At 42.5% G+C, this 19,078-nt stretch carries 15 protein-coding genes and 1 pseudogene; 11 read left to right on the forward strand and 5 right to left on the reverse strand.

Translation table 11 applies throughout. The features are described 5' to 3' along the window. Positions 1–5 precede the first annotated feature (5 nt). Positions 6–1,361, forward strand: a complete 1,356-nt coding sequence (locus AB4589_RS13195; RefSeq protein WP_012603874.1) for a hypothetical protein — start codon at positions 6–8, stop codon at positions 1,359–1,361. A 122-nt stretch (positions 1,362–1,483) separates the two neighbouring features. Here AB4589_RS13195 and AB4589_RS13200 read toward each other — a convergent pair whose 3' ends face one another. Then, positions 1,484–1,966 (reverse strand): PaaI family thioesterase, encoded by a 483-nt coding sequence (locus tag AB4589_RS13200; protein WP_372100750.1) that lies wholly within the window; start codon positions 1,964–1,966, stop codon positions 1,484–1,486. 176 nt (positions 1,967–2,142) lie between these two features. Then, positions 2,143–3,030, reverse strand: a complete 888-nt coding sequence (locus tag AB4589_RS13205; protein ID WP_017103473.1) for a putative PEP-binding protein — start codon at positions 3,028–3,030, stop codon at positions 2,143–2,145. 207 nt (positions 3,031–3,237) lie between these two features. Here AB4589_RS13205 and AB4589_RS13210 point away from each other — a divergent pair, with 207 nt between their 5' ends. Continuing rightward, a complete protein-coding gene (locus tag AB4589_RS13210; RefSeq protein ID WP_009846643.1) occupies positions 3,238–4,296 on the forward strand; it encodes a 3-deoxy-7-phosphoheptulonate synthase in 1,059 nt (352 codons plus the stop codon). Between the two features lie 12 nt (positions 4,297–4,308). Next, positions 4,309–4,791 (forward strand): YajQ family cyclic di-GMP-binding protein, encoded by a 483-nt coding sequence (locus AB4589_RS13215; protein WP_004733632.1) that lies wholly within the window; start codon positions 4,309–4,311, stop codon positions 4,789–4,791. A 188-nt stretch (positions 4,792–4,979) separates the two neighbouring features. Here AB4589_RS13215 and AB4589_RS13220 read toward each other — a convergent pair whose 3' ends face one another. Next, on the reverse strand, positions 4,980–5,921 hold the full coding sequence (locus AB4589_RS13220) for a bifunctional precorrin-2 dehydrogenase/sirohydrochlorin ferrochelatase (protein WP_009846642.1): 942 nt from the start codon (positions 5,919–5,921) through the stop codon (positions 4,980–4,982). A 480-nt stretch (positions 5,922–6,401) separates the two neighbouring features. Between AB4589_RS13220 and AB4589_RS13225 the strand changes: the two genes are divergently transcribed. The 6 genes from AB4589_RS13225 to AB4589_RS13250 all read left to right on the forward strand — a co-directional run bounded on the left by AB4589_RS13225 (position 6,402) and on the right by AB4589_RS13250 (position 12,044). Next, positions 6,402–7,430 (forward strand): amino acid ABC transporter substrate-binding protein, encoded by a 1,029-nt coding sequence (locus AB4589_RS13225; RefSeq protein ID WP_004733634.1) that lies wholly within the window; start codon positions 6,402–6,404, stop codon positions 7,428–7,430. A 71-nt stretch (positions 7,431–7,501) separates the two neighbouring features. Next, on the forward strand, positions 7,502–8,707 hold the full coding sequence (locus tag AB4589_RS13230) for an amino acid ABC transporter permease (protein WP_009846641.1): 1,206 nt from the start codon (positions 7,502–7,504) through the stop codon (positions 8,705–8,707). A gap of 1 nt (position 8,708) precedes the next feature. After that, a complete protein-coding gene (locus AB4589_RS13235) occupies positions 8,709–9,806 on the forward strand; it encodes an amino acid ABC transporter permease (RefSeq protein ID WP_009846640.1) in 1,098 nt (365 codons plus the stop codon). Between the two features lie 22 nt (positions 9,807–9,828). Next, positions 9,829–10,593: an amino acid ABC transporter ATP-binding protein gene (locus AB4589_RS13240; protein ID WP_009846639.1), complete on the forward strand. Its 765-nt coding sequence runs from the start codon at positions 9,829–9,831 to the stop codon at positions 10,591–10,593. A gap of 295 nt (positions 10,594–10,888) precedes the next feature. After that, on the forward strand, positions 10,889–11,554 hold the full coding sequence (locus AB4589_RS13245; RefSeq protein ID WP_017057206.1) for a Bax inhibitor-1/YccA family protein: 666 nt from the start codon (positions 10,889–10,891) through the stop codon (positions 11,552–11,554). A 160-nt stretch (positions 11,555–11,714) separates the two neighbouring features. Then, positions 11,715–12,044 carry a TusE/DsrC/DsvC family sulfur relay protein gene (locus AB4589_RS13250; protein WP_029225525.1) on the forward strand — a complete coding sequence of 110 codons (330 nt, stop codon included), beginning with the start codon at positions 11,715–11,717 and terminating at the stop codon, positions 12,042–12,044. A gap of 54 nt (positions 12,045–12,098) precedes the next feature. Here the strand turns inward: AB4589_RS13250 and yccX are convergent, their stop codons facing one another. Then, positions 12,099–12,389: an acylphosphatase gene (yccX, locus tag AB4589_RS13255; protein WP_372100752.1), complete on the reverse strand. Its 291-nt coding sequence runs from the start codon at positions 12,387–12,389 to the stop codon at positions 12,099–12,101. A gap of 88 nt (positions 12,390–12,477) precedes the next feature. On the opposite strand from yccX, the pseudogene AB4589_RS13260 reads away from it, so the two are divergent. Beyond that, positions 12,478–13,885 (forward strand): annotated as a pseudogene (locus AB4589_RS13260) (methyl-accepting chemotaxis protein). 129 nt (positions 13,886–14,014) lie between these two features. Further along, complete coding sequence (locus tag AB4589_RS13265; protein ID WP_009846634.1) at positions 14,015–15,208, forward strand: class I SAM-dependent methyltransferase; 1,194 nt, start codon at positions 14,015–14,017, stop codon at positions 15,206–15,208. Positions 15,209–15,317: 109 nt separating this feature from the next. Here the strand turns inward: AB4589_RS13265 and AB4589_RS13270 are convergent. Further along, positions 15,318–19,078, reverse strand: a 3,761-nt coding sequence (locus tag AB4589_RS13270) for a VWA domain-containing protein (RefSeq protein WP_372100754.1), incomplete at its 5' end; no start/stop codon positions are given.

Below are 19,078 nucleotides of genomic sequence, written 5' to 3' on the forward strand. Positions count from 1 at the left end.
CATCGTTGATCACCGTTGATAAACAAGATGCGATAACACTTAAAATTAACCATGCGATGGCGAAGACCAAAAAGCTCGATATGGACGTTTATCTATTCATTCCCGGTGAACTCGGACTGACTCCGGAAGTACTTTCTGAAAGTGCCTTCTTCTACAGTTCAATTACTCAAAAGCGCGCTTACTACAGTGATAAGACACTATTACCATTGGTACACAGCCGCTTGGCAAAACGCGGACGCTTATCGACGACACAGTATCGTGTGAGTTTGAGTTTGTTCGCCTATCAATACGTGATTGCTTTAGATAAAGCCGTGAGCAGCTTGAACAAGACAGATAGTGACGACGTAACGGCTGATGACGTCGATGAAGTCATCGAACTGGCTTTGGATATCCTCAAGAAGCTTCGTCGCAGTATTCCTTATGAAGAAAACCTAAAGCGCTATTATGCCAATATTGATAATTACCTTTCTTGGTACACGGAGCAAAAGTTCTTATCTTTGGTATCACATATGCCACGTGGCAGTGAATACTCGACGATAAAAGAGCGACTCTTGACGCTTTGTGAAAAAGAGACCGCCCATCGAAAACTTAATCGCTATAACTCAGCGAAGGTACGAGAAGACGTAACACGTTTGAGCAACAAGATGCGACTGTTGCGACGTTTGATCGAACACCCTATCGTCCTCAAAGAAAAGACGACATCAATGGGTAAGAACGTGAAGAGAGCCGTTAAAGGCATCGCCACAGGCTTGGTCATGGTGGTAGTTACCACAACCGTTATATTAGCTCGCGACTTTCTAGGAGAGATTACTGCATCTTTCATCGTATCGATGTCATTCATTTACGCTTTGCGTGAAATCTTCAAAGATGATTTAAGAGACATACTGTGGCGCTGGCTGCGTAAAGGCAAACCCAAGTGGAAGCGTCGCTACTTTGATCCAACAACCAATAAATCTGTCGGCCATAAGCTTGAATGGTTGGACTACGCGAATTTTTCTAAGTTAGCAGACCGTATTCAATCAATACGCAAGAAACGTGTTGTTCAACGTGAAGAGCAAATTTTGCACTATCGTTCGCATACAGAGATGTCGACATCGACATTCATGAGTGGTTACGAAGAGACTCGTGAAACGGTATCGATCAGCCTCAGAGCACTGACACGCTTAATGGACAAGGGTTCGAATAACGTATATCGCATGAATGAAGGGCAAGTAAGCCGAGAATCAGTAGAAAAACGCCACCTGCTCAACCTGATCATCAAAGAGAACAATCACGATGATGAGCCTACCTATTACCGCTGGAAAATAGTCATGAACCGTTCAAAAATCGTTGATATCGAGCAAATCACTCAAGAATCATAACATTGCTAGGACATGCGGTACGGTATGTGGGTATTCAATTCACATACCGCTCTTCCACTTGTTCAACGACTTCTGTCGAACTATGATCTTCAGATTCAGCCCAACCTTATACTTCGGAGCTATTATCTAGCTGGGACTTTCTTAATCGAAAGTGTTAGCGTGAATTCCGCCATTGGTTCGTCGCCATGCAAAGACGGGCAAGTCGCTATGATGGTCACTGGTTGATTCACACGCTCGCCAGTAGACATGGTTTCTGCCAACATAGTGTTGATCAGCTCACCATCGTTACAAGTGAAGTGTACGTCACCTTCTGGACGCTTCAAGAAATTACCTGTCACCTCTTTAAATGCCAAAGAAATCTTTTCGCCCTGCTGCTGAGATTTACTCATAGCAAGGAAACCACCTGCTACGTCAGCTCCCACAGCTAACACACCAAAATACATACTATTGAGGTGGTTCTTAGTTCGCCTTTTGAGAGGAATTTTCACTTCAACATGTTGATTATCCAGCGCGAGCAGTTTTGGTCGACATAGCCAGATCAGAGGTACTTTGAAAAAGCCAAACATGCTCAAGTAGAAATTTGCTTTTTGTAGAGGGGGCAGCATTCGGATTACCTAGTCAAATAAGTCATCAGACCAGTTAATCGATTAGCGATGTACATGTCAAAAAAATGTTACGAAAAAGAGATATCATCGCATAATGATATCTCCCTTTTTCTCTAAGCTTTAGTGACTTAGATAAACTCAAACAGCAAGTTGATTTATCTAAACAATAAGCTGGTTTATGCAGTGATGACTGTTTCTACACCTTCGAGATCCGCAATGAACCCTTGTAAGCGCGGGTAGTCCACCAAGCCTTGAGTCACAAGCAGGACGGGCTTCTTTGCGTTCAGCGTTGCTTTAACAATCATACTCAACAAGGTAATAACCGCCTCGTTTTGAGGATCAAAAGCGTGTTGCTGAGCTTCATTGTGCTTGTCTACACCTAAAGTGAAAGACGCTAAGCTATCAACGTTCACCACAACACCATCGAAGTAATGAAGTAACCTTTCGCTTAGTAGCACAGCAGACGGCACATCGCACGAGAACAGAACTTTCAAGCCATTAAGCCCGCGTGGTAAGCCTTGCTCTGCAAGCAAATCAATAATCTTAGCGGCATCGCTTAATGCTCGTACATACGGTACAACCACTTCAACGTTAATACCCTGCTCTCGCAGCACTTTAATAACCTGACACTCTAAAGCGAAAGCCTTGCTGTACTCGGCTGTCGCATAACGCGCAACCCCACGAACACCTAGTGCCGGGTTTATCTCTTCGGCTTCACAGCTACCACCAAGTAGCGAACGGAAGCCATAGCTATCAGCACTACTTAACGCAATACGAACAGTGGCGTGGTTTGGCTGAACGGCTGCTTGAATGGCAATAACCAAGGTCGAAACAAAATGCTCATCGACTGTTTTATCGCCAAGGATCGCATCTAAAGAGGTTTTTTCGATATCAGTCAGTGTTTCTAAATGACTTTCAATACTTGGATGATAGAAGACACGATCCATGACCAATTCAGATAATGAAACGTATAAATGGTTGGAATTATTATTATCGTTGTAAGAAGGCAGCACATCACCTAAGACAAGTTCTGGGTGCAAAGTGCTTTGATTTTCTTGAGTCATTGCTGCTCCAGCATTTTTATGTTGTGTTCAAACGAAAATACCGATAGCTGCCTGTTAATACAAGTGAAAATCCCCCATTTGACGTTGGCCTGCTGATAAAAATGAGAATATTAGCAATAACAGAGATAACTTTGACTTAAGAGAGTTTATTCCTCTGTTCAATTCCGTTATCTTAACCACTTCGCAATAGAATAAAAAAGCTATCACATGCCATTAAAAACTGATGAGTTGAGAACCCAAGCTCTGGGTCCTATGCCAACTCCTGCCGAATTAGGCAATGCACACCCTATTACTGACGACGTTGCTGAGCGCATTAAGAATTCTCGCCGCCAAATCGAAGATATCCTAACGGGTCGTGATAATCGCCTATTAGTTATCGTTGGTCCTTGCTCTGTTCACGATACAGATGCGGCACTTGATTACGCTGAACGTCTAAGCCAGATTCAAGATCAATACAAAGATGAACTGTTCGTTGTCATGAGAACCTACTTCGAGAAGCCTCGTACGGTTGTAGGTTGGAAAGGTTTAATTACCGATCCGAATCTCGATGGTTCATACGCACTTGAAACAGGCTTGAATAAAGCACGTAAGCTATTGCTAGATATCAACAAGCTTGGCCTAGCTACCGCGACTGAATTCCTTGATATGATCACCGGCCAGTACATTGCAGACCTTATCACTTGGGGCGCAATTGGTGCTCGCACGACTGAATCTCAGATTCACCGTGAAATGGCTTCTGCACTGTCTTGCCCAGTTGGCTTCAAAAACGCGACTAACGGCAACATCAAAATTGCCATTGATGCGATTCGTGCTGCGCATGCTTCACACTACTTCTACTCGCCAGATAAGAACGGCCGCATGACGGTTTACCGTACTTCTGGTAACCCATACGGTCACGTAATTCTACGTGGTGGCGATAAAGGCCCTAACTTCGATGCTGAATCTGTAGATAACGCATGTAAGCAACTGGCTGAATTCGATCTACCTCAACGTTTGGTTGTAGACTTTAGCCACGCTAACTGTCAGAAACAGCACCGTAAACAGTTAGAAGTTGCACAAGACATTTGTGAGCAAATCAAATCTAACAAGAATCAAATTGCAGGCATCATGGCGGAAAGCTTCATTGTTGAAGGTAACCAGCCAATGACAGATATCAACAACCTAGAATACGGCAAGTCTATTACTGACCCATGCCTAAGCTGGGAAGATACTGCAACAATGCTAGATATGCTTGCAACAGCAATTAAAGATAGAAACTTAGCTTAAGGAAACAACACAATGCCATCATTTGACATTATCTCTGAAGTAGAAGCAGTAGAACTGCGTAACGCGGTAGACAACGCAAACCGTGAACTATCGACTCGTTTCGATTTTCGCGGCGTTGAAGCAAGCTTTGATTACAAAGATGAATCAGTAAAATTGACTGCTCAAGACGATTTTCAACTGAAGCAAATGCGCGATATCCTTCGTAGCAACCTAACAAAACGTAATGTTGATCCTAACGCGATGGAAGCGAAAGCAGCAGACCAAACAGGTCGCACTTGGCACCAAACGGTTATCTTTAAGCAAGGTATCGAAACGGATGTTGCTAAGAAGATCGTTAAGCTAATCAAAGACAACAAAGTTAAAGTTCAAGCTTCTATCCAAGGCGACAAAGTTCGTGTAACGGGTAAAAAGCGTGATGACCTACAAGCTGTTATGGCTCTAGTTCGCAGCGGTGAACTTGGTCAACCTTTCCAGTTTGACAACTTCCGCGACTAATTTTCGAGTTTGAGCGACTGCTTATTGTGGTTGCTCATTCATCAGCACAATGTCGTGTTTAAAATCACAAAAAGCCACTTCTTTTAGGAAGTGGCTTTTTATTTATCGGTCAGTCTTATTCAGGGTCTCTAGCCGATTTGCAAACAACTAAAAAGCGCTCGCTTCAACTAAAATCTATCAACTACCACTCACCTGAGCACTTTTGCAGCAGACAGTTTCAGGTCTTTACCTACCAATAGATTAAACTCTACGCTTGCTGGTGGAATAAACACACACACTCGTAATTTCTCAGCTCTGGCTTGCTCAAGCTTGGTTGATAGCTCTCCGCTATTAACATAGCTCTCTCTTTCTGCATCTCGACGGCATAAGTCTATAAATTCGAATGGACAATCGATTGGTGAAAGTACTAGCTCTGCCTCTTGCATCAGACGTAAAGCCTTCATAGAAAGTAGCTCAACATCTTCTTCAAATTCGATCCAAGTGACCTGCCCTTCACTATCAACTTGCTCAGTCAACGACTGTTGATAGTACGATTCAAGTTGATCCCTATCCGTCACTTGATTAATAAAACTGGACGACAAAAAGCGCTCCCAGAATTTTCGGCGTTCATCAACAGTAGGAAAGGACTCTTTAATTGAATTGCGTTTTGATGCACCGAAGTCCGCTATCAAACCTATGTTCTGTGGCAATACAGTTTCGAGTTTTTCTCTAATATTTCTCACCAAAACAGGTGATGCTCCCCCACTTGAGATCGCTATTTGGATTCGTCCGCGATTTATCATTGAGGGTGTGATGAAGTCACAATAGGGTAAGTCATCGACCACATTGACAAGAATACCCATTTTTTTTGCATCATTATGTACTTGATGATTTAGGTTTGGGTTATCTGTAGTTGCCCACACTTGTAAGTAGTTTTTCGAGATAAGCTGTGACGAGTAAAAATTTTGAACCCAACGAAGTTTGTCTTCATCGGCTAGCTCTTTTAAGTAAGGTGCGACCTTAGGAGAAACCAAAGTTACATTAGCACCCGCTCGCAGCAAACTGTCGACTTTTCGGCAAGCAACCTCGCCCCCACCAACCACTAGAATTGGCTTATTCTCTACATCCAAAAACATTGGGAAATAACGCATGTTCTTCCTTGAGACTACTTCAATAACTATTCAGACATGCTACCAAATTTGGAGCATATTCATAACTATCCAAGCGTAATAAAAATATTTATTGACCAAATTTCCACCTTTCTTAAGGCTAATGCGCCACCAATACGACTTTAATTCAGAATATTTACCTAGCCCACCATCAATATAAAAACCTAAATCTCGTTGCACCAACAGTGTGAACCGTTGCACTATTTACATTCAGTTAACATTTGGTCATTCTAATTGTGTTCGGATTTGTGATTTCATTCAAAATTCTTTTTAAATTATACATTTGTGAAACTACGGATCCTTTCCTAACCTTATAAACAGTTGTTTAAATCGCACACGGTTTCATTTGCAAAATGCAACTCGCTTAATTTGAGCAACAAGGTCATAGACAACGCAACACACAAGAGACACTCAAACGAGTATGAGTATCAGGTGTCACCTGGTTAACAAGGAAGGATACAAATGACAAATAAACTAACACTTCTTGCTTCAGTAGTAGCTGCATCAACTGCGATGATGGCAACATCAGCATCAGCGGCAGAAAGCACTCTGGACAAAGTCACATCTCAAGGTTTTCTAACTTGTGGTGTAAGTACAGGTCTTCCAGGGTTCTCTAACCCTAACTCAAAAGGTGAATGGGAAGGAATTGATGTTGAGTATTGTCAAGCTCTTGCAGCGGCTGTACTCGGTGACAAGACTAAAGTTAAGTATGTACCGCTAACAGCAAAAGAGCGTTTTACCGCGCTTCAATCTGGTGAAATAGACGTACTATCTCGTAACACAACATGGACGCTACATCGTGACACTGCTCTAGGTTTGAACTTCGTAGGCGTTAACTACTACGACGGTCAAGGCTTCATGGTTAAGAAAGAACTTGGACTAACAAGCGCTCAAGAACTAGATGGAGCTTCAGTGTGTGTTCAATCAGGTACAACGACTGAACTTAACCTAGCCGATTACTTCCGTAACAGTGGCATGTCTTACAAGCCAGTGGTATTTGATACGGCAGCACAAACATCAAAAGGTTTCGACGCGGGTCGTTGTGATGTTCTTACAACTGACCAATCTGGTCTATATGCTCTTCGCCTAAATCTAGCTGATCCTAAATCTGCACAGGTACTTCCTGAAATCATCTCTAAAGAGCCACTAGGCCCTGTTGTTCGTCAAGATGATGACAAGTGGTTCAACGTTGCTAAATGGACCCTTTCTGCAATGATTAACGCAGAAGAGTACGGCATCTCTTCTAAGAATGCTGACGAAATGCTTAAGTCAAAAGATCCAAACATCAAGCGTATTCTTGGTGTTGACGGTCCTAAAGGTAAAGGCCTTGGCATTCGTGACGATTGGGGTTACCAAGTCATTAAACAAGTTGGTAACTACGGTGAGAGCTTCGAACGTACTGTGGGTACAGGTTCACCACTACAGATCTCTCGTGGCGTAAACGCACTATGGAATGCGGGCGGCTTTATGTACGCTCCACCAATCCGTTAATAAATTTACAAGCATCAATTAGGGCGGACTTTTCCGCCCTATTTATTAAATGGATTTGAGGTTATAGCAGTATGAAACCTAATGAAACTATTTCTCCAACTCAAGAAAAACCACAGCCCAAAAGTGCCAACCTTTTTTACAACCCCACTTTTCGCTCAATTGTTTTCCAAATTCTCGCCGTCGCGGCGCTTTGTGCTTTCTTTTACACGATTGTAAATAATGCACTCACAAACTTAGACTCCCGTGGTATCGCCACTGGTTTTGATTTTCTCTCCCAAGAAGCTGGTTTTGGTATCGGCTTAACACTGATTGAATACGACGAAACATTCTCATACGGTCGTACATTCTTTATCGGTCTTCTCAATACCGCTTTAGTTTCAGTATTAGGCATCATGTTAGCCACAGTACTGGGCTTTAGTATGGGTATCGCTAGGCTATCTTCAAACTGGCTAGTTAGCCGATTTGCAGCTGTCTACATTGAGATATTCCGAAATATCCCTCTTCTTCTACAAATATTTTTTTGGTATTTCGCCGTTCTACAAGCATTGCCTTCCGCTCGTCAGAGTATGAGCCTGGGTGAAGCTATTTTCTTGAATGTACGTGGTTTGTACTTCCCAGCCCCAGTATTAGAACAAGGCAGTAGCATTGTCATCGCATCATTGATTGTCGGTATCATCGCTACTTTTGTTATCAACATCTGGGCTAATAACAAACAAAAACTAACCGGCCAACAAACACCAATGTTGCGAATTGCTGCGGCGCTGATTGTGGGCTTACCATTAGTCACTTACTTTGTTATGGGTATGCCTATCTCTGCGGAGTACCCTGTTCTGAAAGGGTTTAACTTCAAAGGTGGTATCAGCATCATTCCTGAATTGGCAGCATTGATGCTCGCTTTAAGTATCTACACAGCAGCATTCATCGCCGAAATTGTGCGTTCAGGTATTAATGCGGTAAACCATGGGCAAACAGAGGCTGCTATGTCTCTAGGGCTCCCGCGAACAAGAACTCTTAAGCTAGTCATTATTCCGCAAGCATTAAGAATTATTATCCCACCACTAACTAGTCAGTATTTAAACCTGACCAAAAACTCATCACTTGCGATGGCCATTGGTTATCCCGATCTTGTATCTGTCTTTGCAGGGACAACATTGAACCAAACTGGACAAGCTATCGAAGTAATCGCGATGACAATGGGCGTCTACTTAACCCTAAGCCTATTAACATCTGCTCTAATGAACATATACAACCGCAAAGTAGCGTTGGTGGAGAGATAAGATGAGTACACATCAATTTCAACCTGATCTTCCGCCTCCAGCGAATACTGTTGGACCTGTCGGTTGGTTAAGAAAAAATCTATTTAATGGACCAATTAACAGTGTCGTCACTGTGGTGCTTGCTTACTTTGCTTTCACTTTATTATGGGCAATAGCTGATTGGGCATTCTTGAGCGCTGATTGGATAGGAACAACACGCGATGCCTGTACTAGCGAAGGCGCTTGTTGGGTTTTCATTAGCGTCCGTTGGGACCAATTCATGTACGGCTTCTACCCAGAAGCGGAACTGTGGCGTCCTCGCTTTTTCTACGCAACATTAGCTATTTTTGTTGCTTTGTTAGCTTACGAAAAAACACCTAAGCGTACGTGGATTTGGTTATTCTTCGTAAACATCTACCCGTTTATCATTGCAGGCTTACTATACGGTGGTGTATTTGGTCTAGAGGTTGTTGATACCCATAAATGGGGCGGCCTACTGGTTACACTAATCATCGCACTTGTTGGTATCGTTGTATCACTGCCTATCGGTGTCGCACTGGCGCTAGGGCGTCGTTCAGAGATGCCAATCATCCGCAGTATGTGTACCGTTTACATCGAAATCTGGCGTGGTGTACCACTGATTACGGTTCTATTCATGGCCTCGGTAATGCTTCCGCTCTTTTTATCAGAGGGGATGGAGACCGATAAACTGATACGTGCGCTTGTTGGGGTAGTACTGTTTAGTGCTGCTTATATGGCGGAAGTAATCCGTGGTGGTTTGCAAGCAATACCAAAAGGTCAATACGAAGCCGCTGACGCTCTAGGGTTGAGCTATTGGAAAAAAACGGGGCTTATCATTCTGCCTCAAGCTCTTAAAATCACGATTCCTTCAATTGTGAATACCTTTATTGGTTTGTTCAAAGATACCAGTCTAGTTTTGATTATCGGTATGTTTGATGTACTAGGGATTGGCCAAGCCGCGAATACCGACCCTGAGTGGCTTGGGTATTCAACAGAAAGTTATGTATTTGTCGCGTTAGTGTTCTGGGTGTTTTGTTTTGGCATGTCGAGATACTCGATTTGGCTGGAAAACAGACTTCACACCGGTCACAAACGATAATTAACAAGATCAAGGACGTATTATGACGCAGCAAACAGAAAACAACTCTCAAGGTCTTATGATCGAGTTAAAAGACATGAACAAATGGTACGGCGAATTCCACGTACTTAAAAACATCAATCTAGAGGTTAAGAAAGGCGAAAAAATCGTTATCTGTGGCCCTTCTGGCTCAGGAAAATCAACGATGATCCGTTGTATCAACCGGTTGGAAGAACACCAAAAGGGTCATATCTTCGTTTCAGGTAATGAATTGACGGAAGACCTAAAAAACATTGAAGCCGTGCGCAGAGATGTAGGCATGTGTTTTCAACACTTCAACTTGTTTCCACATCTGACGGTATTGGAGAACTGTACTCTAGCCCCTATTTGGGTAAAAAAGATGCCGAAAGAGGAAGCCGAAGCCATCGCGATGAAATTCCTTGAGCGTGTAAAAATCCCTGAACAAGCGGATAAATTCCCAGGCCAACTGTCTGGTGGACAACAGCAACGTGTGGCAATTGCTCGTTCTTTGTGTATGAACCCTCAGGTTATGCTATTTGATGAACCAACATCGGCACTCGACCCAGAAATGGTTCGTGAAGTATTAGACGTAATGGTCGAATTGGCCGAAGAAGGCATGACGATGTTGTGTGTAACGCACGAGATGGGCTTTGCTAAAGAGGTCGCAGATCGCGTTATCTTTATGGATGCAGGTGAAATCATAGAAGAGAACAACCCTGTCGACTTCTTTGAAAACCCACAATCGGATAGGACGCAGAACTTCTTGAGCCAAATCTTGCACCATTAATGTGTTATGATGCATAAACTACAGAGGCGGCTTAGGTCGCCTCTTTAGTTTTCGATGTTATCGTTCGTTTTCCAAAGGTTATAAATCATTAGCCAGTAACTATAAAAGTTTGAACATCGAGTGTTAGCGACACTTTATACGTCATTAGAAATACTTTGTTACACCTTCAGAAACACTTAACCGACTATTTTGATTATTATTTTAGGTATACAAGAGGAATGAAAGACTTGATTTTTCGAACTTTCAGCCCCATAAATGTACTAATAACTATTGAAGTCACCTTACGAGGAAGATTATGAACAGCCCTATGTTTTCACGCACAGCATCTCAAGAAAGTGCTCTGCAAACCAATAAAGTGTTGCGTAACACCTACGCACTATTGTCTATGACACTACTTTGGTCTGCTGTAGTAGCAGGCGTATCTATGGCGATGAACCTCCCTCGCCCTGGTCTTATCATTATGCTAGTTGGTTTCTACGGTCTTCTATTCCTAACAGAAAAGAACCGTGACAACAGCATGGGTCTAGTCTTCACATTCCTATTTACAGGTTTCTTAGGCTACACCATCGGTCCCATCTTAAACATGTACGTTGGCGCAGGCATGGGTGATGTCATCCTAACTGCACTTGGCGGTACAGCACTGGCGTTTATGGGCGCATCAGCTTACGCACTAACAACTAAGCGTGACCTGTCGTTCCTTAACGGCATGCTATTAGCTGGTTTCGTAGTACTGCTTGTAGGTATGGTTGCAAACATATTCCTACAAATGCCTCTACTATCATTGGCAATGAGCGGTATGTTCATCCTATTCTCGACTGGTGTTATCTTGCTTACAACGCAAAACATCATTCGTGGCGGTGAAACAAACTACATCTCTGCAACGATCAGCTTGTACGTATCGATCTACAACATCTTCATCAGCCTGCTAAGCATCCTAGGCATCATGGGCAGCGACGACTAATCGTTCCTATCACTGAAGAATATCTAGCCCAAGAGCCCATCTCTTGGGCTTTTTTGTATCTATAAGTGCAATATTTTTTGAGATAGCTACAATTTCTGTTGAGAAAGATAAACTTGGTCATGTACCCTATCCGCATAGTTAATTGGATTCTGGATTAAACATGTTTGAATATAACGGCAAGCAAATCGAAACCGACGCTCAAGGTTATCTGTTGGATTACACTCAATGGGAAGAAGGTATGATTGAAATTCTTGCTCAAGATGAGGAAATTGAACTTACTGATGCACACTTAGAAGTCGTACATTTTGTAAGGAGCTTTTACGAAGAGTTCAACACCTCACCAGCGGTTCGCATGCTCGTTAAAGCAATGGAAAAAGCGCACGGTCCAGAAAAAGGCAACAGTAAGTACCTTTTCAAATTATTCAAAAAAGGCCCTGCCAAACAAGCAACCAAGCTCGCCGGTTTACCTAAACCAGCAAAATGCTTGTAGAACTAAAATAGCGCTAGGTTGATCTCAACGTAAAAAGTTAAATACTGTAGTGTCCTACAGTATTTTAAACTCCCCTACACGTACGTCCTGCCGCCGCTCATGATCTTTAACTTGATGCATGACGACATTGTCTACTGTTGCGCTCGGTGGTCCAAGATTAAGCCAAGCGTGTAACTTCTCAAGTTTCAGCACCTCTCCGACCGCTAACACTTCAACTCGGCCATCATTTAAGTTCTTAGCATAGCCGGAAATACCCAAAGCTTGCGCCTGCCTACTGGTGTGATAACGAAAGCCAACACATTGAACTACGCCTGACACGACAAAAATATAATGTAGAGTATCCATAACGTTGCCTCATAAATTATATGGGTGATATAGTTGCGATTCTATTCATTCACCATTTATTGGTGGGCTTACTTCGAGTATTACTATTATGAAAGAAATCCCGTTTCGTTGGATTGACAAATATCTCATTCACCTAAAAATCCAAGAAAAGTTCTATCTACTATTCTTATTACCTCTGCTCGCTCTGGTTATATTGACTCTGGTTTTAGATAGCGCCGCGGACTCTTTACTTGCTCACCTTTATCAGGATGAATTGCTCCTGATGAAAGGTCTGATTGAAGCTGGACAACTCACCAAAGATCAGGTCGCTCAACTCGTTAGCAATTCTGACACCATCTCTTTAGGATATGGCGCAGCATCTGTTTCTGTCATGAATGGCGCCTTCAGTTTAGTCGCAAGCCATGACCAAAACTTATGGTCAGCTCTGTCTATCTACTACTCAGGTATCGATTATTGCAGTAACTCTCACGCTGATAGCTCTGGGGGTTTACTACATCATGACTTTCATTGGTGGTGCTATGTTCTCGATGAACAAAGCACTCAGCACACTTGCGAGTGGCGATTTAACTTGTCGCATGAACTACTTTTTAGTTCGCGATGAGTTCAGTGAAATTGCTATTACTATCGATAAGGTAGCCGAGCGTGAACAAAACATGGTTCTCTCAATCCAAGAGTCCGTTGCTCTCATGCAGCAAATCAGCTCGGATTTGAACCAATCAACGCAACAAAGCTCAGATATCTCAAGTAATCAACAAGAGCACTTGAATAGCCTCGCCAGCGCAACTGAACAAATGGCAGCAACGATTCGCGAAGTCGCTACCCTTGCCCATGATTCAAGCACTCAAACAATGGACGCTCGTGGTGTCGCACAAAGTGGTCAAGTTAAGGTTTCTAATACTTTGGAATCGATCTCTAGCTTATCCCAAGAGATTCAATCGGCTTCGCAAGCAGTAGAAGAACTCGATGCTAATGCAGCGCAGATCGATGAAGTAGTCGCAACCATCAATGGTATCTCGGAACAAACTAACCTGTTAGCGCTAAACGCTGCGATTGAAGCTGCTCGAGCTGGAGAGCAAGGCCGTGGTTTTGCAGTTGTTGCTGATGAAGTTCGCGCTCTTGCCGGACGAACTCAACAAGCGACAGTTGAAATCCAGAGCATGATCGAGTCGTTACAGCGTAACAGTCAATCATTAACAAAACTGATGGAAGTGACAGTAAACAATGCCAATGAAGGCCAAACACTGATGTCGGAAGTGAACGTTGAGATCGGTTCTTTAACTGAGAAAAACCAGTCTATTTCTGATAGTAGTACGCAAATTGCTACTGCTGCAGAAGAGCAAGGTGTCGTTGCGGATAACATTGCACAAAGTGTTGAAGAGATTCGTCATCAATCAGACGGCATCTGCGAGATGATCAGTAAGAGTAACTCTAACGTTGACCAACTTCGTAAGCAGAGCGATACGATGGAAGGTTTGCTGACAGGTCTTAAAGCTTAATACTGACATCTAACCACCATCTAATGATGGTTCAATACAAGGGCTGCTTTTGCAGCCCTTTCTTATTTGCTTTTCCCTTGTACTTCCCCGACAATACCCCTCCTTCAAATTCAACAAACAGAGTAAATTATGACTCCTTCAATTCATCTAGCTAAAGGCCGAGATAAATCACTACGCCGTAAACACCCTTGGGTATTTTCACGCGGTATCGATAAGGTCGAAGGCGAACCACAACAAGGTGAAACTGTAGACGTATATGCTCAGAATGGTCAATGGCTAGCAAAAGCGGCTTACTCACCAGAATCTCAAATTCGAGCTCGTGTTTGGACATTTGAAAAAGAAGAAATTAACAAAGCGTTCTTCGTAAAACGAATTCAAGACGCGCAATCACTGCGTGAAGACATCATTGAGCGTGATGGTTTAACTGGCTACCGCCTTACCGCTGCAGAGTCTGATGGACTGCCAGGTATCACTATCGACAAATATCAAGACTACCTAGTTTGCCAACTACTAAGTGCGGGCGCTGAATTCAATAAGAGCGTATTGGTTGAAGCTTTAATTGAATGCTTCCCAGACTGTAATATTTACGAGCGTTCAGACGTAGCAGTTCGTAAAAAAGAAGGCCTAGAACAAGTTGTTGGTGTACTTCACGGTGAAGAGCCACCAAAATCTATCGTCATTGAAGAAAACGGCGTCAAAATCAGCGTAAACATCATGGAAGGCCACAAAACTGGCTTCTACATGGACCAACGTGATAGCCGTAAAGAGTCAATGAAGTATGTTAAAGGCAAAGATGTGCTTAACTGTTTCTCATACACTGGCGGCTTTGGTCTTTACGCACTGAAAGGTGACGCAAAACGTGTAATCAACGCAGATGTGTCTCAATTAGCTCTTGATACAGCTAAGTTCAACGCTGAACTCAATGAATTTGATATCTCGAAAAAGCGTGCTGTATTCCTAAACGCAGACGTATTTAAACTACTTCGTGAATACCGAGATCAAGGCACTAAGTTTGACGTCGTGATCATGGACCCACCAAAGTTCGTTTCAAGCAAAAACAACCTAACATCAGGTGCTAACGGCTACAAAGATGTAAACATGCTTGCAATGCAAATCCTAAATCCTGGTGGCACTCTACTCACCTACTCTTGCTCTGGCTTGATGGGCACTGATTTATTCCAAAAAATCATCGCTGACGCTGCTCTAGACGCTGGCAGAACAGTAAAATTTGTCGAGCGCTTCGAGCAAGCAGCCGATCACCTTACAGACACCGCCTACCCAGAAGGTTTCTATCTGAAAGGTTTTGCCTGTAAAGTGTTGTAACTGTAGGGTGTTGTAACTGTAGGGTGTTGCACCTCAATGTAAGGTCTTCTTAAGCGCGATTACTTTACTAAATTAAGACATAAAAAAAGGGCCTTTCGGCCCTTTTTGTTTAGTTGCTTGTTGTATCGTATATCTTCAGTAAATCACTTAGGATTGCACTCTCAGATAGCCCCGCGTACTGGCCAGCAGCACCTTCAAGAACAATTTGTTGACTATTCTCACCAACCGAAGTCCCTGCTTGAGAGATTGTAACAGTTAAATCACCGTTACCTTCAACAACACCAATTTGATTACTCTTAAGTAAACTGTCTATAGTATCATTCGCATCTGTGTGCAGTAGTTCTGATAAATCTATCTTATCCTGTCCCTTTGTAAAGTCAGTAATAACATCTCTTTCACCATCTCTAATGTCATTCCGAGAACTAGTCGTGTCTTGATCCACAAACTTAAAGATATCGTCATCACTGCCGCCAGTTAATATATCGTTACCAAGACCACCGATAAGAATATCTTCACCAGCACCACCTTTAACTGTATCGTTGCCCGTTCCACCTCGGAGGCCATCATTACCTTGTCCGCCATCTAGGTAATCATTACCAGCACTACCGAAAATGACATCTATACCTTTTTCACCGTATACATAATCATCGCCAGCACCACTATGAGCAATATCTAAATACGCGTTACTTTGACTCGGCATAGAGTTATTAAAGGCTGCACCTTCACCATTACTGTTTGATGCTAACAAGCTACTGTCTGAACCGTTAGTAAATGATTCTAATGTCGCTTGAGCGTTAGCCTGCTTAGATGCACTATCACCCGCTGTATCATCTAACTTTGAATGACTGTCACCAAGCCAAATGATATCGTCGCCTTTTCCAAGGTGTACATGATCTCCTCCAGCACCAACATTTACTTTAAATCCATTAGCCACTTCTGATTTCGTGAAATACTCTGTTGTTGAATCCGTTCCAACAGAGCTCCATTGAAGCTTAGCATCACCATTTTGATGATGGTATAGCTTAAGAGTATCGACCGCATCACCTGGCGCACTAATATCTAAACCGGATTTACTAGCAGGAACATTAAACACCAACTTATTACTACTAGTATCACCATCACCGTCTTTCAGTGTGTAATCAAAATCAAGTGTTGAAGGCCTATCTTGAGGTTTACCACTAAACTCATACGCTCCGGTGTCAAGGTCAATTACAAATACGAACTTACCATCGACGGTTATGGTTAATTTGTTGGTTGCTTCATCCTTAGAATAGCTAATATTCGAAGGCAAAGTTCCCGATGTTGAGATAGTCGAACCATTAAAGTTAAATGAGCCAGTTCCAAATTTTATCTGACTTACGTAACCACCATCTGCCCCAAAACCAGAACCAGAACCAGAACCGCTACCTGAGATTGAACCTGTTACGTTTTGTACGATTGAGTTAATAAGTGCATCACTCAGCTGAGATTCATCATCAATCAACTCCGCGTTTTTATCTTTGGGACCTGTTCCATCATATGCAACTTTGTTGATCTGAGTTCTGTTACCTTTTAGATCAATTCCAACTGCGTGCGCGGTAATATTGTTAGTAGTTAAATGCTGCTTCCATGAAGCCTCTTCATATCTATCTATTTTATCATTTTCATGTGTTGCACCATCGCTGATGAAATAACTGACGTTATTTGCGTTAGGTATACGTAAACTGGAGTCCGTATTCCAATAATTCTTACCACCTTGTATCGCGTCATCATAAGCGGTACCACCACCGGCCTGTAGTGCGTTGATATAACCCTTCACTTCGTCGACAGTCATCCATGCTTTGTTATTATGCTCAACTAGAGAAACGTTATAGTTGAATGTTATAAGCTGAACACGAACATTATCTGATGCTCCCGCATATTGATTAAGCATTTGCAGTACGGATGCTTTAAGAACATCGAAACGATCTCCTTTCATTGATCCAGAAACATCCAAAATAAGCTGAACATTAGTGCCTACAGTATGAATAGTCGTATCAATTTCTTCATATTTAGCATCTGGCTGGTCGTCTTCAATTGAAACCGTAATCTGACCTCCAGAGCTAGACAACCCGGAAGTATCCTTAGCAATCACGGGAATATGAATCGATAAGTTATCTTCTCCACTGGTATTAGGGTGATCAACAGGAGCTTTAAGTTGTACCTCATAATGTCCACTACTATTTAAAGTCGCTTCAATAACAGGTTTACCGTTAGCTTCGCCAAGAAGTGTGTGACCATTATTTGATACACTCCAAGTAATTGTATGCCCTTCAGATGTCAGAGGTTGGCCAGTTGATGTTGTTACTGTAATTGAACTTGATTCACTAAATACAGTGTCAGACCAGTTACCATTGGCATCGGTAATAGACAAATCCCCCTGAACAGAGTGTCCATCAGTAGAATCACTCGGCAAACCTATCGTATCCGTAATACCCCCACTAAGAGCTTCTTCAGACACACTGACTGACTGATTCCTGATGACAGGTGCAACTTCATTGTCGAGTATCGAGCCAGTACCTGTGTCGCCACCAATAGTAATCGTGTAATTTTCAGTATTTTCTACAAGAACGTCATCTAATGTCGGAACAATAACTTTAAAGTAAGATACGCCTTTAGGCACAATAATAGATTGCTTATCTGCACTCAGTTTAACGCCATCCGTAAACGAAATGTCTGCTTTTCTAACATCACTACTATTCGGGAAGTTAAATGAGTATGTCACGTCTACATCAGAAGAACCTGTCAGTAAAACGCTATACTCTAAAGCCCCCCCCTCAATTACCGCACGAGCATTAGCAACATTTACAGATGGTTTATCAGAAGCGTCTTCATTTATAGAGCCCGTAGCTGATACACCGTGCTGACCGTGATTAATGATTACATCTTTACTAGCATCAGTTGAAGATTGGAAAGGTATCTCACTCAACTTAATTCCAAAGTCTTCTGATGTTTCGAAACGGTTATCATTTACTGTATCTACATTAACTTTGAAATCCGTAACTTTAGCTGGAAGGGTAAATTCACCGTTAGCTTCGTCAACTAAGATAGTTTTAGTCTTACCATTTTCAATATATGTAACGGTAACCCCCGCATAGGGCTTACTTGTGTCTGCCGCTAAATCCGCAAGGTTTGCTTTGCCAACGCCATTAGAAAATTCAAACTCGACTTTCATCTCAATCGACGCTTCAGAAACCTTCGTCAGATGCCCTTCAAATACAGCAGTGCTTCCTTCATTAACAACATCAGCATCCTTTAATTCAAGCGTAGGGTTATCTGTGTGATCTAAGTTTATTGTACCCTTACCCTGTAGTTCAGAATTCGCTTCATCAATACTCGACGTTCCACCACTTATAGATTTGGTGTCGACAATATGTAGTCCAAAACGTTCAGTCCATTCGAATTTCTCATCCTGCACGGTTTGCACCGTTACACGAAGTTCGGTAGTACCCGCTGGAATTTCAACATAACCGTTAACGACATTGGCAACTTGGAAATCGCCGTTAGCATCTTTGTATTCGTAAGTTAGGCTGTTTGGATCGATGTCATCAGATTCAGTATCGTAACCATTCGTTGTCGCTTCGAATTTAACATACTGTTTTTCAGAAGAGGCTTCATTTAATGTCACTTTAAAGGATGCTTTATCTCCTTCATCGACAGGCGCAGCATCATGGACTTTGATTGTTACGTCGTTGTCTTGGATTGAACTAACTGCCCTGTTTGAACCATTTAGACCAGGCTTAGCTTGTTCGAAGACGGAGCCAGTATCCAAATTTGAAATTGTAACGGCCAACTCTTCTTGTGTTTCTTTCAAAGGATCATTAATCGTCTGAACTTTGAAGCTGGTGCTGT

Origin of the sequence: Vibrio sp. 10N.222.49.A3, assembly GCF_041475145.1 — a bacterium.
GTDB classification, from domain to species: Bacteria; Pseudomonadota; Gammaproteobacteria; order Enterobacterales; family Vibrionaceae; genus Vibrio; species Vibrio tasmaniensis_A.